Here is a 22,936-nt window from a genome sequence, read left to right as displayed (position 1 = left end):
ATGTTTCAACCCTGTGTATTGATCCCGGTTTATAACCACGAACACGCAATTGGTGCCGTTCTGGCAGACGTACTGGTGCAAAACATCCATTGCATCCTGGTCGATGATGGCTGTGATGCTAGTTGTGCAGCAGTATTACAAGCCTTGGCGAAAGCACATTCAACTCAGGTCAGCCTGGTCGTACATGCCATCAATCAAGGTAAAGGGGCAGCCGTGTTGACCGGCATGCGTGAAGCGGCACGCCTGGGTTTCACACACGCAATACAAATCGATGCAGACGGCCAACATAAAGTAACCGATCTCCCCATCTTTCTGGAACTGGGTCGCCAACAGCCTGATGCCCTTATCATCGGGCAGCCGATCTATGATGAATCAGTACCCAAAAGCCGTTTGTATTCACGCTATTTGACCCACATCTGGGTGTGGATCAACACCTTGTCATTTGAGATTCGAGACTCCATGTGCGGTTTTCGCATCTACCCCATCGCACCAGTCCTGACGCTGGCGGACAACACCAAGCTGGGCAGCCGCATGGCCTTTGATACTGAAGTACTGGTCCGCTTGCATTGGGCAGGTATTCGTATGATCAATCAACCAACACCTGTGCGCTATCCAATTGATGGTGTATCGCACTTCCAATTGTGGCGGGACAACGTACAGATCTCCGGTATGCATGCAACCTTGTTCTTCGGCATGTTGCTACGTTTACCGGCATTGTGCTGGCGAAAGGTGACGGGACGATGAACCCAGCACAACAACCCAGTACAACCAAGCACTGGGCGCAAATCAACGAAGTCAGCTTTATCTCAGGTATGAAACTGCTGTTCGCCATTTTCCGATTATTTGGGCGATGGCCATTTCGGATACTGCTCTACCCAGTCGTATCGTTCTACATACTACGTAGCAAAACTGCCCGCACGGCATCCTATATTTATCTACAGCGGCTTTGGCCCAGCCTGGGGCGCCCGGTCACCGATGTCAGGCTATGGCATGTGATACAGCATTTCACAGCCTTTGCGGAAGGCATTCTGGACAAAATGCGAGCCTGGGGTGGCCAATTACCGCCGGACAAAGTAATTACCCACCAGCGTGAAGTCATGCTGGCACAGCTGGAAAAAGAACAGGGCGGACTGATTCTGGCCGCACATCTCGGCAACATCGAGCTATGTCGCATGCTGTCACACCACAACCAGCGTATGAAACTGACAGTGCTGGTCCATACCAAACATGCAGCAGCTTTCAATCGTTTACTGGCGGAGCTGAATCCCGATAGCCAATTGAATCTGATGCAGGTTACCGAGATGACACCAGATACCGCCATGCGAATTACAGAGCGAGTACAACGAGGCGAATTCGTCGTCATTGCAGCTGATCGCATTCCCGTGTCTCCCAATCCGCGGGTAGCAATCGCGCCTTTTCTAGGGCAGCCAGCTGCATTTCCTATCGGCCCTTATGTATTGGCCAGCGTATTGCAATGCCCCACCTTTCTGGTTTTCGGAATACCACAGGGAAAGCGCTACCACGTCTACTTCGAACTGTTCCGCGAACAAATCAGGCTTCCTCGCAAGGATCGTGACACCGCCTTTGCCGAATTGGCCGCCGACTATGCATCCCGGCTTGAGCACTATTGTCGCTTGGCGCCAATGCAATGGTTCAATTTCTATGATTTCTGGGCACCACCCCAGCCGGTAAAAACGCATGACCACTCCTGAACATACCGTGCCTACTATCGTGTTTGGCAACCAACGACGCAGCCTCGACGATATCGTCAATGTCGCCCACCATCGGGCTCGCGCTATCTTGTGCGACGATGCAGCATTCCAGCAACGTATTCAACGCGGCGCAGATTTAATCGACCGGATACTGGAAGAAGATGGTGTCATCTACGGCGTCACGACTGGTTATGGTGATTCCTGCACTGTTACCGTGCCGCCATCACTGGTTCCCAGTCTGCCGCAACACCTTTATACCTACCATGGTTGCGGCTTGGGCGATATGCTCAGCCCGATCGAAACGCGTGCCGTCCTGGCCACCCGCTTGCTCTCACTCAGCCAAGGCTACTCTGGTGTCAGCTATCAGATGCTGAAACAGCTGGCTGCTTTGCTGGAACATGACATCCTACCCTTGATTCCATCAGAAGGCTCAGTGGGTGCCAGTGGCGATCTGACTCCACTCTCATATGTTGCTGCTGCCCTATGTGGTGAGCGAGATGTGCTGTTCCAAGGTGAAATCATGTCTGCGACTACAGCTTTGGCCCGTGTCGGGTTGCAACCGATCGCCCTACGGCCAAAAGAAGGCTTGGCCATCATGAATGGCACTGCAGTCATGACCGGCTTGGCCTGCCTCGCATTTGATCGTGCCCGTTACCTGGCAGACATGGCCACCCGCATCACGTCATTTGCCTCTTATGCACTGGATGGCAATGCCCATCATTTCGATGAAACGCTTTTCTCAGTCAAACCTCATGCCGGTCAGCAACAGGTAGCCGCTCGCATTCGTGCCGATTTGGCCAGTGATCGACCACCACGCAATGAACGCCGGCTACAAGACCGTTATTCCATCCGCTGCGCGCCACATGTCATCGGTGTGCTGCAAGATGCCCTGCCGTGGTTGCAGCAATGGATTGAGAATGAACTGAACAGTGCCAACGACAACCCGATCATCGACATCGAAGGCGAACGGGTGCTGCATGGAGGACATTTTTATGGTGGCCACATCGCGTTCGCCATGGATAGTCTGAAACAGGCCGTCGCCAACATTGCCGATCTGTTGGATCGCCAGCTGGCTTTGTTGGTTGATACCCGCTTCAATCATGGATTGCCCTCCAACTTGTCTGGCGCCACACCGGATCGGGCTGCCATCAATCACGGTTTGAAGGCGGTACAGATTGGGGTATCGGCCTGGACGGCCGAGGCGCTCAAGCAAACTATGCCAGCGTCGGTGTTTTCACGCTCAACCGAGTGCCACAACCAAGATAAGGTGAGTATGGGCACGATTGCAGCCCGTGACTGCCTGCGCGTGCTGACGTTGACCGAACAGGTTGTAGCAGGTTTGTTGCTGGCTGTGCGGCAGGGGGCTTGGTTAAGGCAACAACAACCCGGCAGTCATCCACTGAGTGCACCGTTGATCCCCATGTTCAACCAACTGGCGGCGACCATCCCGCCATTGCAGGAAGACCGAGCCTTGGATCAGGAACTTCGTGCCTTGGTTGACGGAATGTTGCAGCAAGTATGGAGGCCTTATGCCTGATTCCAGCAGTCACCGCTGGCAGGCGGAAGTCGAGATTCAAGTACAGTTTTTCGATCTCGATCCCATGGAGATCGTCTGGCACGGCAACTATGTCAAATACCTGGAAATCGCTCGCTGCAAGCTTCTGGATCAGATTGGCTATAACTACCCGCAAATGCGCGACTCCGGTTACGCCTGGCCAGTGGTCGATCTGCACCTGCGTTATGTGAAACCCGCCACGTTCGGCCAGATCATAGTCGCTCGCGCAGAAATCGTGGAATGGGAAAGCCGGCTCAAGATCAATTACCTAATTGTCGACAAAGCCACCGGGCAGCGTCTGACCAAGGGCAGCACGGTCCAAGTGGCGGTCAGTCTTGCCAGCAAAGAGATGTGCTTTGTCTCGCCATCAATCCTGTTCCAGAAACTGGGGCTGCCAACAACATGAAACCATTGTTATGGCTAATTCTGGGTATCGCACCGGCCGCCGTGGCAAATGGCGAACTTGATCGCATCCAGGCACAACTGGCCAGACCCGATGTGTTATGTGGTGTATTCAATCAGGCGAAAACGCTGCAGGGGTTGAAAAAACCAGTCAAATCCAGTGGCCGGTTCTGCATGATCAGCAATAAGGGCGTGCTGTGGCGTACGCAGCAGCCCTTTACCAGTAATTTGAAGCTGACCCGTGACGAGATTGTAGAAAGCCAGGGTGAACAGGTAACCAAGGTATTGAATGCCCGACAGGAACCGACGGTTCGCCTGATCAATAGTTTGTTGTTCTCACTGATGAACGGCGACCTGCAGCAGTTGGAAAACAGTTTCCACATCACAACCCAAGCAGGTGGCAAAGGCTGGCAAGCCACCCTGATTCCCAAATCAGGTAACGGGATCGACCGGGTCGTTCGCCAGATCACCCTGAATGGAGCAAGTCACGTACAGCAAATCCAACTATCCGAATCCGGTGGTGATCGAACTGACATTGTATTTTCTGCCATGACTCTGGGGCGCGGTGCCTTGCAAGCGGATGAGGCCAAGCAGTTTGAATAGTCCGGCCCCTCTCAATGTGACGATTACGTCTCGTCATCGTCGCCTCTGGCAATGGCTTGCTTGGCTTTGGCTGTTGGTCATATTGGTCATGGCTGGGCATAACAGCTGGGTATGGTTGGCTGAAAAGCGTTTGCCGGAAACTGACATGTTGGCTCTGCTGCCAACAGAAGAACATGACCCTGCGGTCCGTACGGCCACTCAACAATTTGCGGATGCCGCACAGCAACGCTTGATCGTTCTGGTTGGCGATCGTGACTGGCAAGCCGCGAAACGGGCGGCCACGGCTTATCGAAATGTCGCGCTGCATCACCCTCAATGGCTCAAGCTTTCGCCAGCCCCGGCGATGGATGAACAGGCATTGTCTCGTTGGTGGCAGCAACGCGGCCAACTACTCACCACCGCTGACCAGCAACGGCTACAGTACCTGCCACCCGCGGTATTGGCACAGCAAGCGTTGCGCGACTTGGCCAGCCCATTGGGCCAAGCACGGTTTGGCGCCTGGCAAGATGATCCATTTGGTCTGTTCAATCATTGGCTAGCCGACCGTGCTGCATTAACACCCGTTCGCCAAGTGGATGGCGAATTACGGGTGGATGATGGCAATACCCATTACGCTTTGATCAGCTTCGACTTAACGCAAAGCGCCTTCTCGATTGGCGCGCAGCACACCATCATGCCGATTCTGGCTGACGCCGCCACCGCTGCGCGTACGCAAGCACCCAATGCCCATCTGCTCAGTGCAGGCGTGTTGTTACACACTGCTGCAGCTTCAACACAAGCCAGTGATGAGATGTCTACAATCGGGCTAGGCTCTTTGTTCGGCATCATGCTATTGATGTGGTTTGCTTTTCGTTCGCTGCGACCAATCAGCCTGGTGTTATTGACGTTAGGGGCAGGCATGCTTGGAGCCTTGTCCGTCTGCGCCTTGCTATTCGACAGAATTCATCTAATCACGCTGGTATTCGGTGCCAGCCTGATCGGCGTCGCTGAAGACTACGGCATTCATTACCTTGCCACGCGTATTGGTGACCAGCAGCCCCCACTGCAGACCATGCAGCGATTAATACCGGGGCTGGCGTTGGCCATGGTCACGACAGTCGTTGGGTATATTGGCTTGGGATTGACGCCGTTCCCTGGGTTGCAGCAAATGGCAGTATTTTCAGCTGTAGGGCTGACCACAGCCTGGATCACGGCCGTATTGTGGACACCTTGGCTGACGTCACCATATCAACCCGAAACCCGATTCAGCCAATGGTATGGCCGAACCCGCGCCCATTGGCCACGATTACAACGCACACCCGTTGGCATCGGCATTGCAGTTGGTTGTGCATTGGTCATCGGGTTCGGGATTACAAGGCTCACCACCAATGATGACATCCGCCAATTGCAAAACTCGCCACCCGTACTGGTGGCGGATCAGCAACAAATCAGTCGTATTCTGAAAGTACCAGCACCAGCCCAGTTCTTTCTGATCCGTGCAGACACGGAAGCAGGCTTATTAATGCGTGAGGAAACCCTACGCAACAAACTGGAAGAACTAGTGCAAAGCGGCACGCTGGAAGGCTACCAAGCAGTCTCGCAGTGGGTACCGTCACCAGAACGCCAACGTACAAATCAGATGCTGATCAGTACTCATATCTGGCGTGAGGGTGGTGCCGCGCCACAGCTGGCCCGGATACTGGAAGAGGCTCCAGACTGGGTTCACGCACGGCAGCACCAGCAACAAGCCAACGGCCTGCTGACTGTCAACGACTGGTTACAAAGCCCGATTTCACAGGCGAATCGACATTTATGGCTTGGGCATGTCAACGGACAGCTAGCTTCCGTCGTTACATTGCTGGGCGTAGAGAAACCCGATTTACCACTTCTGCGTAATTTGGCGTCCAGCAGCGAAGGCGTGACCTGGGTCGACAAGGTGGATGAGATTTCATCATTGATGGCCCGTTACCGCGGTCTGATGGGCTGGGTTGTGATGGCCAGCTATCTTGCGGTGTTGCTGGTCCTATGGCCACGATACCGTACCCGTGCTTTCCGAATCCTGCTACCGACCTTGATCGCGAGCTTGGTGGTTCTCGCTTGGCTAGGTTGGAGCGGCACGCCTTTGCAGCTTTTCCACGTACTCGCCTTGCTGATGATCCTGTGCATGGGTGAGGACTACGGCATCTTCATGCAAGAACATCCCGATCCACAGGACCGCCATGCCTGGTTGGCTGTCAGCCTATCCGCGGCCAGCACGTTGCTATCGTTCGGTCTGCTTGGGCTGAGTGCAACGCCGGCTTTGAAGGCCTTTGGCATGACCTTGCTGATCGGGATCAGTACGGTATGGCTGATTGCCCCGTGCTTCGACCGCAACAAATCGATTTTGTGATTGTTATTTGAAAGGAAGTACCATGCAGCGCACTGAACGCCACGACATACTCATCATCGGCGCCGGCCCGGCCGGCTCAGTTGCGGCCGCGTTGCTGAAGCAACAAGGGCGTGAAGTATTGATCATCGAACGCGAAATCTTTCCACGCTTTTCAATTGGCGAGAGCCTATTGCCGCAAAGCATGGCGTATCTTGAAGAGGCCGGTATGCTGCGCGCCGTGATAGAAGCTGGCTTCCAGTTCAAGAATGGTGCAGCGTTTGTGCGTGGCGACCGTTACACCGATTTCGATTTCCGCGACAAGCATTCTGAGGGCTGGGGCACTACCTATCAGGTACAACGCGGCCGTTTCGACCATGTCCTGGCGATGGAAGCCGAACGCCAAGGTGCTGAGGTACGGTATCGTCACGAAGTGATTGCCGCTGACATGGACGGAGAACGCCCAGTGGTCGAAGTGAAATCACCGGATGGCGAGGTCTATCGCATCGAAGCCAATTTCGTGCTGGATGCCAGTGGCTTCGGCCGGATTCTGCCACGTCTATTAAAGCTGGAAACCCCGTCAGACTTTCCGGTTCGAGGCGCCATCTTCACCCACATCGAAGATCGTATCCCTGTTGGTACCTTCGACCGGAACAAGATTCGCATCACGATCCATCGGGAGCATGTCGACGTCTGGTACTGGCTGATCCCGTTTGCTGACGGCCGCTGTTCGATCGGCGTGGTTGCCAAGCAGGATTTTCTGGCGCAATACCAAGGCAGCGACACGGAACGCCTGCAGGCACTGGTCTTTGAAGACCCGGCGTCGCAAGCATTGTTGGCCAACGCACAGTGGGATACACCGGCACGGCATATCGTTGGCTACGCGGCCAATGTCACATCATTGTATGGCAAGCATTTCGCGTTGCTCGGTAATGCCGGCGAGTTTCTGGACCCCGTGTTTTCCAGCGGCGTTACCATTGCGTTCAAATCTGCCAGCCTGGCCAGTGATTGCCTGCGTCGACAGGCAGCAGGCGAAACAGTCGATTGGCAAAATGATTACGCAGTGGCATTGAAACAAGGCGTCGACACCTTCCGGGCCTTTGTCGAATCGTGGTACGCGGGTGGTTTTCAACGCATTATCTTCCATGAAAACCCACCGGCTAAGGTTCGCCGAAATATTTGCGCAATTCTGGCCGGCTATGCCTGGGACCAGACCAATCCCTATGTAGCAGAAACAAAGCGTCGCCTTGGCGTGTTGGAAGAGTTGTGCAAGTAATGCGTATTACACTGGCCGCTGCGACATTCACAATCACCTGTTTGCTACCCGCTTGCAAGCAGGTGCCGCAAATCATCCCGCGATTACAGTTATCGCCAGCCAGTCTTGGCCAACCACTATCACTGCAACAGCAAATCGAAGTAACCGGTACCAACCAGCACCATTCGCTGAATGCGGTGTTAGAGGTGGATACCCAACATCTGACGATAGTAGGCATGGCACTTGGACAGCGTGTATTGACCTTGCGATTTGATGGTCAACAGCTGCAGGAACAGCGCCATCCGCTACTGCCAGCCCAAGTACAAGGTTCTGAAATACTGAATGACCTACAGCTTGCATTATGGCCAGCCGATGCCATTCGTCCCCATTTACCGAGCGGTTGGCATTTGGATGATTCGACGTCACAACGCGTGCTATATCAAGACAATCAACGCATTACTGAAATCAACTATACCGCTCAGCCAGCTTGGCTTGGACTGATCGAAATACGCAACCTACGCTATGAATATCGGCTGACGATCCGTTCAGCCCCGATGGACAATTAGAATATGTTTTACCTGAACGCACTCGGCCTTGTCTGCCCGCTCGGTGCCAACCATGAAGATGTGCGCAGACGCCTGTTTGCAGGCGAAAGCGGACTGAAGGTCACCGATGAGTATTCGCTTGGCAGGCCCTTACCCATCGGCCCGGTGAGTACGCCCTTGCCCTCCTTGCAAGACTGGCCTTTACCGCTACGCAGCCGTAACAATCAAATGGCCTTACAGGCCGTCCTGGCTATCCAAACAGAAGTCGACCGTGCCAAAGTCCGTTTTGGCGCGCATCGCATCGCAGTGATTCTGGGCACCAGCACATCTGGTATCGCTGAAGGTGAACGGGCAATTCGTCACCAACAGGCTCACGGTCAGTTACCGGCGGACTTTCATTATGCTCAGCAAGAAATGAACTCGCCGGCACGTTTCATCGCTCATTGCCTGGGGGTGACCGGGCCCTGTTACGTCCATTCCGCTGCGTGTGCATCCAGTGCTAAGGCCATGGCCAGCGCTGCACGATTATTAGCGACCGGAATAGTCGATGCTGTCATTACGGGTGGTGTGGATTCACTGTGCGCTTTCACCATTGCCGGCTTTTCTGCATTGGAGTCCGTCAGCGCACAACGTTGCAACCCATTATCGATCAATCGTGATGGCATCAATATCGGTGAAGCGGCGGCCTTGTTCCTGATGACCCGCGAACCAGCCACTGTTGCCCTGAGCGGTTGGGGTGAATCGTCTGACGGTTATCATATGTCCGCCCCTGCCCCTAATGGCCATGGCGCCCGCCTAGCAATCGAACAGGCCATGACGCGAGCAGGCCTCAACGCCAGTGACATCGACTATATCAATTTGCACGGCACAGCCACACAGCAAAACGATGCCATGGAAAGTAAGGTCATTCACGCACTGTTTGGTGCAGACCTGCCAGTCAGTTCCAGTAAGGGATTTGTTGGTCATACCTTGGGGGCTGCCGGCGCGATCGAAGCGGCCTTTTGCTGGTTGAGCATGCAGGATGACAACGTTGAAGGTTATCTCCCACCCCATCTCTGGGACGGCTTCAGCGATCCAGCATTGCCCGTCATTCACCCGGTTGCAATTGGTGAGCACCTTGGCCATCCACCTGCTCACGTGTTATCGAATTCGTTTGCCTTTGGTGGCGCCAATGCCTGCCTGGCTTTCAGTAGGAGTGCAACATGACTGGCCTGCCTGATATCAGAGACCTGGTACCACATGCCGGCCGCATGGTGTTACTGGACCGTGTTCTTGAAGTAGATGAATACAGCCTGACAGCAGAAGTCACCATCTGTTTCGACAGTGTGTTCTGTGATGGACAAAAAGTGGGTGCCTGGGTTGGTATCGAATACATGGCACAAGCCATTGCCGCGTTTGCCGGTGCACGTGCCCGTAAGCATGGAGAACCCGTCAAGCTTGGGTTTCTGTTAGGCACTCGCCGATATACCACCAGCCAGCCGCATTTCATGGTTGGCGATACGTTACGGATAACAGTTCGGGAGGAACTGCAAGGTGAAAATGGGTTGGCATCATTCGATTGCGCCATCAAGAGCGACAGTATCGATGTCAAAGCGGCCCTGACAGTATTTCAGCCGGCCGACCCGGAAGCATATTTGGAAGGACAGGAAGCATGAACTCAACGGTTTTGGTCACCGGCTCCAGCCGCGGTATTGGCAAGGCAATCGCCTTGCGTCTGGCACGTGACGGTTACGACATTGTCTTGCATTGCCGTAACAAAATGGAGGAAGCCAACGCAGTCAAACAGAACATTGAAGCCATGGGTTGTGCCGCCCGGGTGCTACAGTTTGATGTATGCGATCGGATCGCCACCAGCCAGGCACTCCTGACCGATGTGGAAACCCACGGCTGCTATTACGGCGTCGTCTGCAATGCAGGCATTGCGCGAGACAACGCTTTCCCCGCCATGTCCGGGGAGGACTGGGATGCCGTCATCAATACCAATCTGGATGGCTTTTTCAACGTATTGAACCCACTGACCATGCCCATGGTGCGTCGGCGGGCACCGGGCCGAATCGTCACATTGTCCTCAGTCTCCGGCGTGATGGGCAACCGCGGCCAAGTCAATTACAGCGCGGCCAAAGCGGGCATCATCGGTGCCACCAAAGCTCTGGCGCTGGAATTGGCCAAACGCAGTATCACTGTCAACTGTGTAGCACCAGGCCTGATCGACACGGACATGACTCAGGATGCCATGCAGGAAGAGATCATCAAGCACATTCCAGCACGTCGTATCGGCAAACCAGAAGAAGTGGCCGCCACCATCAGTTTTCTGTTGTCACCAGACGCCGCCTATATCACGCGCCAGGTCATCAGTGTGGATGGGGGCTTATCATGATGAATCGCCGTGTCGTCATTACCGGCATGGCCGGCATCAGCCCATTGGGGAATGATTGGCCCAGCATCCGTGCGCATTTGCTTAGCTATCGCAATGCTATCGTCCGTATGGGTGAATGGGCACAATATGAAGGGCTGAATACGCAATTGGGGGCCATTGCGCAACCTTTTACGCTACCGGCCCACTACAACCGCAAGACAACCCGCAGCATGGGGCGTGTTGCCCTGATGGCCACTTGGGCCACTGAAATGGCCTTGCAGGACGCCGGACTACAGGGTGATCCGATTGTGAAGAGTGGCAAATTGGGTATTGCCTATGGCTCCTCGGCCGGTACACCTGCTTCGATTGGTGATTTTGGTCGGATGATTCATGCCAAGTCTACTGAAGGCATCAACGCCACCACATACATCAAAATGATGAGCCATACCGCCGCGGTCAATATTGGCGTGTTTTTTGGCATCACTGGCCGTGTGATCACCACATCCAGCGCCTGTACATCAGGCAGCCAAGGTATCGGTTATGCCTATGAAGCCATCAAAGCGGGCCGGCAGACCGTCATGATTGCCGGTGGCGCGGAAGAACTGGATGCCACGGAGGCAGCCGTCTTCGACACCCTTTTTGCCACCAGTGTGCAAAACGATCAACCCGAATTGACCCCACGCCCCTTCGATACCAAGCGGGATGGCTTAGTACTAGGCGAAGGCGCAGGCACGCTGATTCTGGAAGACCTTGAGCATGCCAAGGCGCGTGGCGCACGCATCTATGCCGAAATTGTAGGTTTTGGCACCAATTGCGACGGCACCCATGTGACCCATCCCAATCCGGATACCATGCGCATCGCTATGGAACTGGCCTTGGCTGACGCCAATCTGCCAACCGATGCTATTGCATATGTCAATGCTCATGGCACAGCAACCGACCAAGGTGACGTTGCTGAGAGCGAAGCCACCCATGCCATTTTTGGCCAAAACATATCAATCAGTACACTGAAAAGTTACATGGGCCATACATTAGGTGCCTGCGGTGCGCTGGAGGCCTGGATGAGTATCCAGATGATGCGAGAAGGCTGGTTCAGCCCTAACGTCAACCTGACCGAAGTTGATGAACGCTGTCCCACACTCGATTACATCATGCACGAGCGCCGGATGCTGGATGCCGAGTACATCATGAGCAACAACTTCGCTTTTGGCGGTATCAATACTTCGCTGATTTTCAAACACTTCCGGTAACAGCAGGAGTTTGCATGAAAAAGCAGTACCTGATCGGGTCTCTGGTAGTTGTACTAGCTTTTGCGGGTTGTGCCCACCGGCAGGACATCCAGTCAGACAAGGTGTTCTACACCCAGGTTGGCCTTTACCATCACCATGGCAAGGTTGCCCCATCCAATGCCTTGGCAGGCAGCTTTGTCCCGGTCAATACCCAGGTCAAGCTGCTCTCTACGGTGGATGGCAACAAAGTGGATGAGATCAACCTGCAAGTGGTCAAAACCGGTACATCCATTACCATCCAATTGCGTCAGGATGTAACCGGTGTCACTTTGGACGAAGCGCGCAAACGCATGTTTGGTGAACAGCCGGTCAACACGGCACAGTTTGGCCAATCCGTCGAAGAAGCCATCCAGACTGGCCGAATCATCAAAGGCATGCCTAAACAGGCAGTACTGATGGCCGTTGGCTACCCACCTGGCCACAGGACCCCAACATTGGTGGGTGATGAGTGGTCGTATTGGTTCAATCGTTATGACCGCAAACTTATCCGGTTTGTGGGCGGTAAAGTGGAACAGGTCAAGGATTGATAGGTGGAAGTGCACGGACTTGATAACCGGGCAAAGGAACTGCTGTCTTGCATGACGAATCATTTATTGACTGCTGAATACCAGGTGGTATGTCAACCTCAGCAGCCACAGCGAGCTCCAATCCCGTTCAGCCTTGCCGAGCAACGCAGCATGGAGTGGCTTGCTGCCTAGTACTGGCTTTCCCTCTTGCGGGTTTCTTTTGCCGTTGCCCCAAGTGCGTGCAGCACGGGGTGCCTACTTTTGGGGACTTTTCTTGTCGAGACAAGAAAAGTCCCGTGACTACCGAACGAGACTGGCACCCAAGCAGCCCACTCGACCTTTGACAACAGAGCCAATGCGTAACCTCAGTTAACTCAGCCAATCAAGACCGAAAGGCCCTTTTCCCTTGCTTCGGAATCTGCCTTGTCTATTTCGCTCGAAACAACCTGATAGGCAAAAATCCCAAAATCATTCGTTCTCGATCTGGAACATCCAGCTTACCAGCACAGCGTCAGCCAGGTGACTCAGGCAGTCATCCGCCACCCATTGCGGCAACTTTAGCTTCAGGCATGTGTTGATGGCTTCGATCAATTGCAATGTGAGCATCAACAGCACCTTACATGATCATGAGCTGGTTAGATCGGCAGTGGCAGCAAACAACTTAGCGCCCAGTCAACCCTTCCACCTGCCTTAACTGCAGGTTTTCAATCTTGAGTGAAACCGCATCCAGCTTGGCTTCGATGACCAGTTGGTTACGTACATAGTCTTCACGTCGTACATACTGAATCGGCAAATCGGCCTGAAAGCGCAAAAAATCGCGCTCCAGCGTTTGCCAACCCTCCGTTTCCCGGTGGATTTGTACCAGCAAGGCAGCAAATTTGTCTTCCCAATGGCGTGAGGCCACTTCACGAGTGGATTCGAGTGATGCAAAACGCTCATCCAACCGGCGATCCATCTGTACCAACAACATCTTGCCGGCAGCAAACACAACGCTAGCCAATGAAACCAGCATCGACAACAATTGCCAGAACTCGATCTGCAGCATCATACTCCTCCCCCTTCCTATAGTTGTTGGCATTTGATGTAATATGGGCAACCTGCTACCAGCGGACATCCGGCAATAGGAATCAACTCGCCACAACAAGACATCAGGCTGAATTCTGCCGATGTGCTCCGCGATACTGTGTGCAGCCTAGTCCGTGCAACATCGCCGAACAAGTTCTCACCCGATTAATGAGATCCATCAATACCCTCCTCTTTTTGTTGTTGCACATGTCCAGTCAACCCGCCCTTTCACCTTGACGGTGTAGCAGTGAACAACTCCGCAGCACGACATTGTCCACATGTACATAAAACCGTGGGTCAACTTACAGCACTGCCATGTGTCATCCATCGTTGGTCGATATACCTGGGTAACTGCATCAATCCTCCGTTCCAGTTGATTGGCGTCAGTCAAATGCCGGGGCCTGAACATGGGTAAGTACCGTCCGTGTTATCAGAATGTGTTGTGCGGCCATGACATAAAGTCATAATCGACGGTACAGGGATAGGCGCAGATCGTCGATTTGACGAATTGGCATGACGTCCTCACACAACAAACTGCCACCATTATTTACGGCACGTCAGGAAGGGTCTTTTAATCTACTTTAAAATTTATTACATATATTTATCAAAATCTTGTGATGTACGCGCACCACCCGAACATCTTCTTGGTACTAGCACTTTCCGCCGGACTGCAGCAATGGCCCGGTCAATCTTTTCTAAACTGCTGTTGGAAGTGACAACCAAATTGTCGGTCTTGAAATGCTTAGAAAGGAATACCTTGACTCAGGCCTCATTCTGCTGGGTATTGATCTTGATACAAGCATGCTTGTGCTCTCAGTAGGTAGCATCTTCCAATCGTGGAGGATCTCGCGGCTGATCCCAAGCTTACCGGCAAGATCCGTCTGGCTATCACCGCTGTAGGCTCGATCAATCGCCACCACATACTGTATATTTTGACAGTTAAATCATTCTTGGCATACAATATCGCTATGCTGACAGTCTATGAATAACTATCCAATACAATAATTTAACCTATCGACTCTCAGTCAGCAGAAAGGCCTGTCATTACCGCAACAAACCATCCTCTTTGTCCGTTTCAAACCGGGCTAACACTTATGCAATTGGCAGGCTGACATCATCCACATACCATGCTGAGGAGGCAACGTTCAACGTCACAAATCGTTATCTTCCGCCGCTCCGGCTGGCCGCAAATGGCGGCTATACAAGCCTTAGCGACAATGCAGCCGGGTCGGCAAACCTACATCCAAAAATTTTTGTCCCTCATGATGACAACACCTTACGTAGCCCGGTCCACTTGCCGAGCGACACAATTTTGCAACAGCCATGCCGGCTCGGCGATCAGGGCAAGGTGGATCATACCTTGCCCTGGTTACTCAACCCGACCACTTGGTTGCAACACATGAAAAGCACCAGACGTCCATGGCCTCGCCTGATTCAACCAGCCTACCGGCCATGTGTAATAACAGAAACCAAAACAAAAAGGAGCACGCATGAAGGGATCCTTCCGCAGTAAAGGGCCAGAATTGCTCGTCGACCTCGCTCAACACGTCGCCGCTTCGCTGGTTGAACTCGCCAAACTGGATCAAGCCCATTCCGAACAGGTGGGTTGGGAGATCGCTGAACGCATGGCAAGCCACTGGGGCGGACAAAATGTTTATTTTCCCATGGGATTGACACAGCGCATATCGGAACGCGATCAACTGATCTACCAGGAATTTACCGGTACCAACCATGCTGAGCTGGCACGCAAGTACGGCGTGTCTTTGCAATGGATTTACAAGATTGTCAAAACGGTGCGTGAACGCGAAATAGCCATGTCAAATCGCAAAACGCTTCAATAGGTACCCACAGTGATCGGCCTACCAACCGATTCAACCACTGGCCGATCCACCTCATCACAGTTTGCTTGCCTATCAGATTAAAAAAACTACTGGCGGCATGCCATTGGAATTAGACATAATTGCAGCCCTTCAGATATTCACCTTGATTGACCAACATTGAAAGAACTGCAATATGAAGATATCCACTGCCTTACTTGCCGCCAGTCTGCTATCCGTCACCAGTTTCAGCTACGCCAGGGATGACGCATTACACTTGCCGATTGAAGCCGCTATGAATAGCCAGAATTTCAAAGACAAACTGGATGGTTCAGTCAAGTTTTATTGGGGCAAACAAAAATCCCCCAAGGTAGTCGAAGAATTTGCGGTCGACATTTCCAATCGCAAAACCAATTCTGTTGGCAAAACACCAGAAGAAGCCTGCCAATGGGCACTACTGGCTGCTTTACAGGCATTTCAGGACAAAGCCAAAACACTGGGCGCCAACGCGGTCATCAATGTCGTGAGCTACTACAAGAAGAACGAATTCAGCAGTACTAATGAATACGAGTGTCACGACGGCTCGATCATGTCCGGTGTCGCCATCAGGGGCAAACTGGTAAAAGTTGCTTCGTAATACACTGAGCATCTGTTCAAGATCTGTGATGAATGGCTACCGCAGGGTGAAATACAGCTAAAAAACCGAAATACATGGGTAACACATGAGGATATTGAGCAGCATATAAACCCCGGTCGCTCAATAAAGCATTGAACAGATTCCAAACGTATGCCGGGTGCCGAAGCAGGGCACCCAGTATGTCACGATTCACGTGCTACCAGACGCTGCAAGATCGGGCTGGTCATGCAAGTTGTCACAATCGTCATCAATACCAGCACCGTAAACAATGGTGGTGAGATCACACCAATATCCAACCCGATATTCAAGATCACCAGCTCAACCAATCCCCGGGTGTTCAGTAATATACCCAACGCCCAGCTTTCACGTTTCGCAATACCTGCCAGATAGGCTGCCAGCCCAGCCCCAACCACCTTGGCCATGGTAGCTCCCGTAATCACCAACAATACATAAGGCAACATGTCGATATGCAGCAACGCCTGCATATCGGTTCTGAGTCCAGTGAACACAAAAAAGATAGGGACGAACAATACTAAAGTCAGGTCTTCGAAGCGCTCTACCAGCCCTTCAGCCTGTCCTTTGATACGTGGCATGACAATACCGGCCACAAATGCGCCAAACAGTGCATGGATACCCAGCCACTCAGTTGCCACAGCTGAACAGAACAACAACACCAACACCAGTGCCAACCAGTCGTGAGTAAACTCTGCCGCACCGGCCCGGCAGTTGACCACCCAGGCCAGAAGCGGCCGCACTAATCCCACCATGACAGCCAGATAAGCCAGTGCACCACCGATCATGACCCATACCGACAAGTCATCGGTACGGGCATTGACCATGGCCACAACAACACTCAGTGCAATCCAGACTATGATATCGATCACCGCTGCACTCGACAGGGCCATGGTGCCCAAGGTCGCACGAGCCAGACCTGCATCACGCAGAATTCGCGCCAATACCGGAAATGCCGTGGCACTGCATGCCACACCAATAAACAACGCAAAACCATGAAAGCCAATTGCCGCATTGCCAAAGGCGGGATACAGCACGTGCGCCAAGCCGATGCCACAGGCAAACGGCAGGGTCAATGCACCAATGGCCACCACAAGTGCAGGCCGTGATGTTTGACGCAGGGCGCGCAGATCCATCTCCAAACCAATGACAAACATGAATAGCACCAGCCCAACCTGGCTGACAGCACTCAACGAAACCAGTTGAGCTGCGGGGAATAGCCAGTGCGACAAGGCAGGAGCCCATTGTCCAAACAAGGTCGGACCGAGCAGGATACCAGCGGCCATCTCCCCCACCACTTGCGGCTGCCCAATGTGGCGGCACAGGCGCCCCAACAATCGAGAAACAGCCAATATCGTCACCAATTGCAGCAAAAAGCGAATCAGTGCGTACTCATCCACAACAGTCGCAGCTTTGCCAACGGTCACTTCTGCATTCATAGGGGCCGGCACCTGCAGATAGAGCAAGGCCACAGCAACCAATAGCGGCAATAGCAATATCACTGGCAGCCACTTGGTATGCAGTGGCTTTTTCAATCCATCCAACATGGTATATCCATCATTCATTGCGTCAAATCGACGATTATCCCATTTACCACTCGTCCGTGCCGATGACAGTTCACCCCGCACTTCTGGCAACTTGTCGCATCCCCCTTGAGCTCGACCTGGGGAATACATTAATCAGACCAGATGGAGATCATCAAAAGAACAGGGAAAACGGTTGAATGCTGACAAATTCATCGTACATATGTGAATAATCAGTGAGTTAGTGGTGACTTTGCACAGCAATGCACAGGCGTGCAAACAAATGCAATACCACTATTGATCCAGCACTTTGAAGCTTTAACTTAAAAATATTAAGTCATTGTTTCATAAAAGATATAAATTCAAACAATAGAGGACTTGGTCAGCAACAAGAAACCAAATGTTCTTGCAGGGCTCTGAGTCTTATTCGCCCTGCCATATCCGGAAAAAACTGCCGTATCAGGCCACACCAAATCCCAAGTCAACCGGTGCACCGGCAAGAATCTCCTGCATTTTGGCCACAGCAGGTGACGATAGGGCGTCGCCATTCCATTCCAAACGACTACCAGCAGTTTCGATCGATTTGAACGAATTTTGCATTAACTGCAACCATTGATAAGCAACAGCGCCAGTTGCCTGATTACCCAAGCGGTACCATGCTTCAGTTCCTGCTGCTGCCATTTCGAACACTGCCAGCATGCTGCTTTGTACCATGCCATCGTGCAGATGGTTTGCCAGCTCAGGCTGCATGGCCAGCATCTGATTGATTTTATCCGCATTCTGGCCCTCTGCTTGGAGCGAACCATCAAATTGCTCTTGCAGTATGAACTTGGCATTTGTCGGAATACCAGCCTCTCGCAACCGATACATCAATGCCTCGCGGACATCCTTCATTTGCTTCGCCACTGATTCTCGTGTGGGCAACACCAAAGGACCCAGATCAGCAAGCTTGTCCTGCATGTTCAACAGACGCCCATCCTGGCTGATCACCACAGGCTCACCGACTGCAATCCCTCTCGTGGCGGATGATATAGCTGGTGTTGTATGTCGCGTCTCAGCAGGCCGCTGATAAGCAAGGATCGACTTTGGAGATACGGCTTGGGTTTGCATGGCTGTCTCCCATATGATGATTGGAGCTCAGTCACCAGCAAAACTTACACCAGAAAGAGAAGGCAAGAAGATAAAAAACAGCTAAAAGCAGTAAGCGAGACAAATCGCCTCGCCCTAGATTCAACAGGAAACCATTTTGATCAACTCAACTACCATGAATGCGGACATATTTCGCATGCAACTGGTCCTGTGTCTCGACGTGATCCGGGCTGTGTGGAATACAATCGACCGGGCAGACCTGTTGACATTGCGGCTCATCATAATGGCCCACACATTCGGTACACAGACTCGGGTCAATCACATAGATTTCCGGCCCTTGCGAAATGGCACTATTCGGGCATTCCGGTTCACATACATCGCAATTGATGCACTCGTCGGTAATCATTAAAGCCATAGTAAAATCCTCAACTATTCATATCTGCATTTTGTCATGACCTGTCAGCGAGTGCAAACAGGGTCATTACTTAGTTATGCCATTGATTCTTCTGAATTCGACTGTTCAAGCAGCACATAATTCACCAGCCCCGCTTTGCTTTGTCGACGGACCTGCCATCCAACCGGTAGATCCGGTAGTACTGCACATTCGATGTAGATCAAACCACTTGAATTGGCACGTTTGGTCGCCAATGGCAGCACAGCCTTCAGCAAGTCGCTCTTAAAGGGTGGATCCAGAAAAATCACATCGAATCGGTCAAAGCAATGCGTGATGTAGCGCACAGCATCTGATTGAATCACCTCTACATTACACGCGCCCAAGTGCCGCACATTCAGTTGGATGGCTTGAACCACTTCCCGAGATAACTCAACCATACTGACGTGCGCCGCCATACGAGAAGCTGCTTCCAATCCCAATGCACCACTGCCAGCAAACAAATCCAGGCAGCGCAGGCCTGTCAAATCCTGCCCTAGCCAGTTGAACAACGTCTCCCGCACCCGATCAGGTGTTGGACGCAAACCTTGATGATCTGGGAAAGTAATCTGGCGGCGTTTCCATTCACCCCCGATAATTCTGACCTTATTGCGATACATGTGACTTTCGCTGTGAACAAAACCACTTGCCAACCATTGACTAACACGGCGCAAGCGGTTGAAAACGGGATAGAATCGCATTGATCCTATTTCAGGTTTGACGGTATTCAGCGTCTGAGGCCATTCGGTGTCAAGTTGTCGCTGCCAACTGAAAATAGGTCAAGGAATCGGCTCGGGATCATCCCAACATGGGATCAATCCCAATAAACGGGTAAAATTATACCCGACTCAACCCAGCAGAATGCCATGCAACGTTTCTTCGATCTGTTCAAACGAGACAAAAACAAGGCTGCGGCCCCAACACCCGCATCCGCTCCCCCCGAACAACAACCCGCACCGGGACCGGACGTTACGCCCACGACCACCGTGTCAGCTGCAGACCAGACCATGTCAGCGGAGCAGGTCGCACCAGCCATCAGCGAACCTGTACCGCCAGTCGTTACGGCACCAGGGTCCGTTGTCGAACCTACCATCCTTACAGCACAAGTTCCAACCACATTCAGCACCCCGGCATCCGATTTGGCACCAACATTGGGCAATCTGGAAACACCTGCCCTGTTGGCGCAACCCGCCATCACTATCGAAGCGAACATACCGGCAGATGACAGTAAACCTGGTTGGCTCAATCGGCTAAAGCAAGGTTTGGCGAAAACCCGTACTCAGTTGGGCAAGCAGTTCACGACGTTGTTCCGTGGCCGCAAAATTGATGAAGATCTGTATGAGGAACTGGAAACCATTTTACTGACCGGTGATGTTGGCGTGGATGCCACAACGCACCTACTAGAAGACATTCGAACTCGTGTTGCCAAACAAAATCTGGATGATGCCGAGCAATTGCGCAATGCGTTACAGCAATCATTTACCGAGTTGATTCAACCACTGGAAAAACCACTGGATGTTTCGACCGCCAACCCATTCATCATCATGTTGGCTGGCGTGAACGGCGCAGGCAAAACAACGTCCATAGGCAAATTGGCCAAGTATTACCAATTGCAGGGCAAAAAAGTGCTATTGGCCGCTGGCGATACCTTTCGTGCCGCAGCACGTGAACAATTGATTGCCTGGGGAGAGCGCAATGGCGTAACGGTCATCGCACAGGAATCTGGAGATTCCGCAGCAGTGATCTTCGATGCAATCAATGCCGCAAGAGCTCGCGGCATTGATATTGTTCTCGCTGACACAGCAGGTCGTTTGCCGACCCAATTGCATCTAATGGAAGAAATCAAAAAAGTCAAACGTGTCATTCAAAAAGCTGACCCTACTGGCCCACACGAGATTCTGCTGGTGCTGGATGCCAACACCGGTCAAAACGCACTTAGCCAGGTCAAGGCATTCGATGATGCACTGGGGCTCACCGGCCTAGTTGTCACCAAGCTGGATGGCACTGCCAAGGGCGGTGTGATCGCAGCCATTGCCAAGCAACGCCCGGTACCCGTTCGCTTCATTGGTGTCGGTGAACAAATCGATGACCTGCGCCCATTTTCTGCCCGCGATTACTCAGAAGCGATGTTCAACGAATGATCCAGTTCAGCCAAGTTGTCAAGCGCTATCCCGGTGGCTATGAAGCGCTCAAGAACATCAGCTTCGAAATCGACAAAGGGGAAATGGTACTGCTGTCTGGCCATTCTGGTGCTGGCAAGTCCACTTTACTGAAGTTGATAGCCGGTATTGAGCGCCCAACGACTGGTAGTGTTGTCGTCAACGGACAGAACGTAGGACAACTGAAAGAGGCGGCCCTACCCTATCTGCGCCGTAACCTGGGTCTGATCTTTCAAGATCACAAACTACTGTTTGATCGAACCGTCCTCGACAATGTATTGTTGCCACTGAACATTATCGGCTTTACATCCAGTGATGCTGGCAAACGCGCACGCGCCGCACTGGATCGCGTTGGCTTACTGGAACGTGCAGGTGTCAATCCAATCCACCTATCCGGTGGTGAGCAACAACGGCTTTGCATCGCACGCGCCATTGTGCATCGACCCAGCATCGTATTGGCTGATGAGCCTACGGGTAACCTCGACCATGCCTATGCAGAAGACATCATGGATTTGTTCGAGTCGTTCAATCAGGTAGGTGTCACAGTTGTGCTTTCCACCCATGACGAAGGCTTTCTTAAAAACCGCCCACATCGCGTGCTGCGACTGAAAAATGGGGGGCTCAGTCAATGAACTGGTTTGCAGTACAAACCGCCGCATTATGTCAAGCGCTTGGTCAGATACGCCGGGCTCCAGCGAGCACATTGTTGAATGCAATCGTCATCAGCATTGCACTTAGCCTACCGCTAGGCCTTTACACTTTGCTTGACAACGCAGCACGCTTGGGTGACAACCTGCCACAACAAAACCGCATCACACTCTATTTGAAACAAAGTACAGACGAACAAGTTGACCCCGGGCTGAAAGCCAAGTTAGTGGCCCTACCTGGCATCCTCAAAGTCGACATCATTTCACGCGATCAAGCAATGGCCGACATGAAACAACGTGGGCTAGGTGAAGTGCTGGATGCGCTACCCAGTAACCCGTTCCCCAACGTCATTCACCTAACACCCAGTACTACTGAAGCGGGAGTGTTGGAAAAACTACTCACGCGACTCAAAGCTGAGCCGACTGTTGATCATCTGGTCTACGACGCAGAATGGACACATCGCCTAGCTGCTGCAATTCAGTTTGGAGAGCGCTTTGCATGGATGCTAGCAATCGGTTTGGCCACAGCTCTCGTTATTTTGACTGGCAATACTATTCGCATGCAGGTGCTGACGCGACGAGAGGAAATCGAAATCACAAAATTGATTGGTGGCACCAACCAATTCATCCGTCGCCCATTCAGCTACTTTGGTCTCCTGCAAGGCTTCTTGGGTGGCCTGCTTGGCTGTGGCATTGTGGCGTTGGCGATTACTCGGTTTCAGCCTTCCGTCATTGACATTGCCCAAAGTTATGGCAGTAATTTCACCCTGATCCTACCTTCACCAGTTCACATGCTGACTGCCATCTCCATTACCGGATTGTTGTGCTGGGGGGGGGCAGTCTGGTCGGTGAATCGATTTCTTCGTCAGCTCAATCCTTCATAGACGTAGCTGATACCAAGCATTGATAATTTCAATCACATTCACTGAACTTTAGCGTTACATTAGCAGTCTCATGCGCAGAGTGCTAAACTGTGCTTTAGGAGGAATC

24 protein-coding genes are annotated in these 22,936 nt (G+C 52.5%); 18 read left to right on the top strand and 6 right to left on the bottom strand.

Translation table 11 applies throughout. The annotated features are described in order from the left end of the window. From FFS57_RS10855 to FFS57_RS10795, 13 genes are all read left to right on the top strand, one after another. On the top strand, nucleotides 1-744 hold the full coding sequence (locus FFS57_RS10855) for a glycosyltransferase family 2 protein (RefSeq protein ID WP_137937810.1): 744 nt from the start codon (nucleotides 1-3) through the stop codon (nucleotides 742-744). Next, nucleotides 741-1,712: a lysophospholipid acyltransferase family protein gene (locus FFS57_RS10850; protein ID WP_137937809.1), complete on the top strand. Its 972-nt coding sequence runs from the start codon at nucleotides 741-743 to the stop codon at nucleotides 1,710-1,712. Before FFS57_RS10855 ends, FFS57_RS10850 begins: the two co-directional genes overlap by 4 nt. After that, on the top strand, nucleotides 1,699-3,249 hold the full coding sequence (locus FFS57_RS10845; RefSeq protein ID WP_137937808.1) for an HAL/PAL/TAL family ammonia-lyase: 1,551 nt from the start codon (nucleotides 1,699-1,701) through the stop codon (nucleotides 3,247-3,249). The genes FFS57_RS10850 and FFS57_RS10845 overlap by 14 nt, the downstream gene beginning before the upstream one ends. Then, nucleotides 3,242-3,673 carry an acyl-CoA thioesterase gene (locus tag FFS57_RS10840; protein WP_137937807.1) on the top strand — a complete coding sequence of 144 codons (432 nt, stop codon included), beginning with the start codon at nucleotides 3,242-3,244 and terminating at the stop codon, nucleotides 3,671-3,673. The genes FFS57_RS10845 and FFS57_RS10840 overlap by 8 nt, the downstream gene beginning before the upstream one ends. Beyond that, entirely contained in the window at nucleotides 3,670-4,272 is a 603-nt protein-coding gene (locus tag FFS57_RS10835; RefSeq protein WP_137937806.1) for a LolA family protein, read from the top strand. Before FFS57_RS10840 ends, FFS57_RS10835 begins: the two co-directional genes overlap by 4 nt. A gap of 88 nt (nucleotides 4,273-4,360) precedes the next feature. Then, complete coding sequence (locus tag FFS57_RS10830; RefSeq protein ID WP_137937805.1) at nucleotides 4,361-6,640, top strand: MMPL family transporter; 2,280 nt, start codon at nucleotides 4,361-4,363, stop codon at nucleotides 6,638-6,640. 22 nt (nucleotides 6,641-6,662) lie between these two features. Further along, complete coding sequence (locus FFS57_RS10825; RefSeq protein WP_137937804.1) at nucleotides 6,663-7,892, top strand: NAD(P)/FAD-dependent oxidoreductase; 1,230 nt, start codon at nucleotides 6,663-6,665, stop codon at nucleotides 7,890-7,892. After that, on the top strand, nucleotides 7,892-8,437 hold the full coding sequence (locus tag FFS57_RS10820; RefSeq protein ID WP_137937803.1) for a DUF3261 domain-containing protein: 546 nt from the start codon (nucleotides 7,892-7,894) through the stop codon (nucleotides 8,435-8,437). The genes FFS57_RS10825 and FFS57_RS10820 overlap by 1 nt, the downstream gene beginning before the upstream one ends. Nucleotides 8,438-8,440: 3 nt before the next feature. Next, nucleotides 8,441-9,622, top strand: a complete 1,182-nt coding sequence (locus tag FFS57_RS10815) for a beta-ketoacyl-ACP synthase (protein WP_137937802.1) — start codon at nucleotides 8,441-8,443, stop codon at nucleotides 9,620-9,622. Next, on the top strand, nucleotides 9,619-10,071 hold the full coding sequence (locus tag FFS57_RS10810; RefSeq protein ID WP_137937801.1) for a hotdog family protein: 453 nt from the start codon (nucleotides 9,619-9,621) through the stop codon (nucleotides 10,069-10,071). Before FFS57_RS10815 ends, FFS57_RS10810 begins: the two co-directional genes overlap by 4 nt. Continuing rightward, nucleotides 10,068-10,793, top strand: a complete 726-nt coding sequence (fabG, locus tag FFS57_RS10805) for a 3-oxoacyl-ACP reductase FabG (protein WP_137937800.1) — start codon at nucleotides 10,068-10,070, stop codon at nucleotides 10,791-10,793. The genes FFS57_RS10810 and fabG overlap by 4 nt, the downstream gene beginning before the upstream one ends. Then, entirely contained in the window at nucleotides 10,793-12,022 is a 1,230-nt protein-coding gene (locus FFS57_RS10800) for a beta-ketoacyl-ACP synthase (protein WP_137937830.1), read from the top strand. Before fabG ends, FFS57_RS10800 begins: the two co-directional genes overlap by 1 nt. 14 nt (nucleotides 12,023-12,036) lie before the next feature. Next, nucleotides 12,037-12,588, top strand: a complete 552-nt coding sequence (locus FFS57_RS10795; protein WP_137937799.1) for a hypothetical protein — start codon at nucleotides 12,037-12,039, stop codon at nucleotides 12,586-12,588. 447 nt (nucleotides 12,589-13,035) lie between these two features. On the opposite strand, the gene FFS57_RS25185 is transcribed toward FFS57_RS10795, so the two are convergent. Together FFS57_RS25185 and FFS57_RS10790 are read right to left on the bottom strand one after the other, a co-directional pair. After that, nucleotides 13,036-13,173 (bottom strand): hypothetical protein, encoded by a 138-nt coding sequence (locus tag FFS57_RS25185; protein ID WP_171013834.1) that lies wholly within the window; start codon nucleotides 13,171-13,173, stop codon nucleotides 13,036-13,038. Between the two features lie 55 nt (nucleotides 13,174-13,228). After that, a complete protein-coding gene (locus tag FFS57_RS10790) occupies nucleotides 13,229-13,615 on the bottom strand; it encodes a hypothetical protein (RefSeq protein ID WP_137937798.1) in 387 nt (128 codons plus the stop codon). A 1,507-nt stretch (nucleotides 13,616-15,122) separates the two neighbouring features. Between FFS57_RS10790 and FFS57_RS10785 the strand changes: the two genes are divergently transcribed. Together FFS57_RS10785 and FFS57_RS10780 are read left to right on the top strand one after the other, a co-directional pair. After that, nucleotides 15,123-15,473, top strand: coding sequence for a Mor transcription activator family protein (locus tag FFS57_RS10785; RefSeq protein ID WP_137937797.1), 351 nt, complete (start codon nucleotides 15,123-15,125; stop codon nucleotides 15,471-15,473). Nucleotides 15,474-15,645: 172 nt separating this feature from the next. Further along, entirely contained in the window at nucleotides 15,646-16,086 is a 441-nt protein-coding gene (locus tag FFS57_RS10780) for a YbjQ family protein (protein ID WP_137937796.1), read from the top strand. Nucleotides 16,087-16,268: 182 nt separating this feature from the next. Here FFS57_RS10780 and FFS57_RS10775 read toward each other — a convergent pair whose 3' ends face one another. The 4 genes from FFS57_RS10775 to rsmD form a co-directional block, all read right to left on the bottom strand. Further along, nucleotides 16,269-17,663 (bottom strand): cation:proton antiporter domain-containing protein, encoded by a 1,395-nt coding sequence (locus FFS57_RS10775; RefSeq protein ID WP_171013832.1) that lies wholly within the window; start codon nucleotides 17,661-17,663, stop codon nucleotides 16,269-16,271. A 417-nt stretch (nucleotides 17,664-18,080) separates the two neighbouring features. After that, a complete protein-coding gene (locus FFS57_RS10770) occupies nucleotides 18,081-18,731 on the bottom strand; it encodes a hypothetical protein (protein ID WP_137937794.1) in 651 nt (216 codons plus the stop codon). Between the two features lie 145 nt (nucleotides 18,732-18,876). After that, on the bottom strand, nucleotides 18,877-19,125 hold the full coding sequence (locus FFS57_RS10765; protein WP_137937793.1) for a YfhL family 4Fe-4S dicluster ferredoxin: 249 nt from the start codon (nucleotides 19,123-19,125) through the stop codon (nucleotides 18,877-18,879). Nucleotides 19,126-19,199: 74 nt separating this feature from the next. Then, nucleotides 19,200-19,760, bottom strand: a complete 561-nt coding sequence (rsmD, locus tag FFS57_RS10760) for a 16S rRNA (guanine(966)-N(2))-methyltransferase RsmD (RefSeq protein WP_137937792.1) — start codon at nucleotides 19,758-19,760, stop codon at nucleotides 19,200-19,202. 246 nt (nucleotides 19,761-20,006) lie between these two features. Here rsmD and ftsY point away from each other — a divergent pair, with 246 nt between their 5' ends. The 3 genes from ftsY to ftsX are packed head-to-tail and all read left to right on the top strand — an operon-like array spanning nucleotide 20,007 to nucleotide 22,830. Continuing rightward, entirely contained in the window at nucleotides 20,007-21,281 is a 1,275-nt protein-coding gene (gene ftsY / locus FFS57_RS10755) for a signal recognition particle-docking protein FtsY (RefSeq protein ID WP_137937791.1), read from the top strand. Beyond that, entirely contained in the window at nucleotides 21,278-21,931 is a 654-nt protein-coding gene (gene ftsE, locus FFS57_RS10750; protein WP_137937790.1) for a cell division ATP-binding protein FtsE, read from the top strand. The genes ftsY and ftsE overlap by 4 nt, the downstream gene beginning before the upstream one ends. Then, nucleotides 21,928-22,830, top strand: a complete 903-nt coding sequence (ftsX, locus tag FFS57_RS10745; RefSeq protein ID WP_137937789.1) for a permease-like cell division protein FtsX — start codon at nucleotides 21,928-21,930, stop codon at nucleotides 22,828-22,830. The genes ftsE and ftsX overlap by 4 nt, the downstream gene beginning before the upstream one ends. Nucleotides 22,831-22,936 lie beyond the last annotated feature (106 nt).

The sequence above is a fragment of the Chitinivorax sp. B genome (genome assembly GCF_005503445.1).
Classification (GTDB): Bacteria; Pseudomonadota; Gammaproteobacteria; order Burkholderiales; family SCOH01; genus Chitinivorax.
This window is presented reverse-complemented; position numbering and strand designations above follow the sequence as displayed.

Bases quoted from the DNA above. Each gene is read 5' to 3' on its own strand.
- FFS57_RS10855 (WP_137937810.1), top strand. From the start codon at position 1: ATGTTTCAACCCTGTGTATTGATCCCGGTTTATAACCACGAACACGCA.
- FFS57_RS10850 (WP_137937809.1), top strand. From the start codon at position 741: ATGAACCCAGCACAACAACCCAGTACAACCAAGCACTGGGCGCAAATC.
- FFS57_RS10845 (WP_137937808.1), top strand. From the start codon at position 1,699: ATGACCACTCCTGAACATACCGTGCCTACTATCGTGTTTGGCAACCAA.
- FFS57_RS10840 (WP_137937807.1), top strand. From the start codon at position 3,242: ATGCCTGATTCCAGCAGTCACCGCTGGCAGGCGGAAGTCGAGATTCAA.
- FFS57_RS10835 (WP_137937806.1), top strand. From the start codon at position 3,670: ATGAAACCATTGTTATGGCTAATTCTGGGTATCGCACCGGCCGCCGTG.
- FFS57_RS10830 (WP_137937805.1), top strand. From the start codon at position 4,361: ATGGCTGGGCATAACAGCTGGGTATGGTTGGCTGAAAAGCGTTTGCCG.
- FFS57_RS10825 (WP_137937804.1), top strand. From the start codon at position 6,663: ATGCAGCGCACTGAACGCCACGACATACTCATCATCGGCGCCGGCCCG.
- FFS57_RS10820 (WP_137937803.1), top strand. From the start codon at position 7,892: ATGCGTATTACACTGGCCGCTGCGACATTCACAATCACCTGTTTGCTA.
- FFS57_RS10815 (WP_137937802.1), top strand. From the start codon at position 8,441: ATGTTTTACCTGAACGCACTCGGCCTTGTCTGCCCGCTCGGTGCCAAC.
- FFS57_RS10810 (WP_137937801.1), top strand. From the start codon at position 9,619: ATGACTGGCCTGCCTGATATCAGAGACCTGGTACCACATGCCGGCCGC.
- fabG (WP_137937800.1), top strand. From the start codon at position 10,068: ATGAACTCAACGGTTTTGGTCACCGGCTCCAGCCGCGGTATTGGCAAG.
- FFS57_RS10800 (WP_137937830.1), top strand. From the start codon at position 10,793: ATGAATCGCCGTGTCGTCATTACCGGCATGGCCGGCATCAGCCCATTG.
- FFS57_RS10795 (WP_137937799.1), top strand. From the start codon at position 12,037: ATGAAAAAGCAGTACCTGATCGGGTCTCTGGTAGTTGTACTAGCTTTT.
- FFS57_RS25185 (WP_171013834.1), bottom strand. From the start codon at position 13,173: ATGCTCACATTGCAATTGATCGAAGCCATCAACACATGCCTGAAGCTA.
- FFS57_RS10790 (WP_137937798.1), bottom strand. From the start codon at position 13,615: ATGATGCTGCAGATCGAGTTCTGGCAATTGTTGTCGATGCTGGTTTCA.
- FFS57_RS10785 (WP_137937797.1), top strand. From the start codon at position 15,123: ATGAAGGGATCCTTCCGCAGTAAAGGGCCAGAATTGCTCGTCGACCTC.
- FFS57_RS10780 (WP_137937796.1), top strand. From the start codon at position 15,646: ATGAAGATATCCACTGCCTTACTTGCCGCCAGTCTGCTATCCGTCACC.
- FFS57_RS10775 (WP_171013832.1), bottom strand. From the start codon at position 17,663: ATGAATGATGGATATACCATGTTGGATGGATTGAAAAAGCCACTGCAT.
- FFS57_RS10770 (WP_137937794.1), bottom strand. From the start codon at position 18,731: ATGCAAACCCAAGCCGTATCTCCAAAGTCGATCCTTGCTTATCAGCGG.
- FFS57_RS10765 (WP_137937793.1), bottom strand. From the start codon at position 19,125: ATGGCTTTAATGATTACCGACGAGTGCATCAATTGCGATGTATGTGAA.
- rsmD (WP_137937792.1), bottom strand. From the start codon at position 19,760: ATGTATCGCAATAAGGTCAGAATTATCGGGGGTGAATGGAAACGCCGC.
- ftsY (WP_137937791.1), top strand. From the start codon at position 20,007: ATGCAACGTTTCTTCGATCTGTTCAAACGAGACAAAAACAAGGCTGCG.
- ftsE (WP_137937790.1), top strand. From the start codon at position 21,278: ATGATCCAGTTCAGCCAAGTTGTCAAGCGCTATCCCGGTGGCTATGAA.
- ftsX (WP_137937789.1), top strand. From the start codon at position 21,928: ATGAACTGGTTTGCAGTACAAACCGCCGCATTATGTCAAGCGCTTGGT.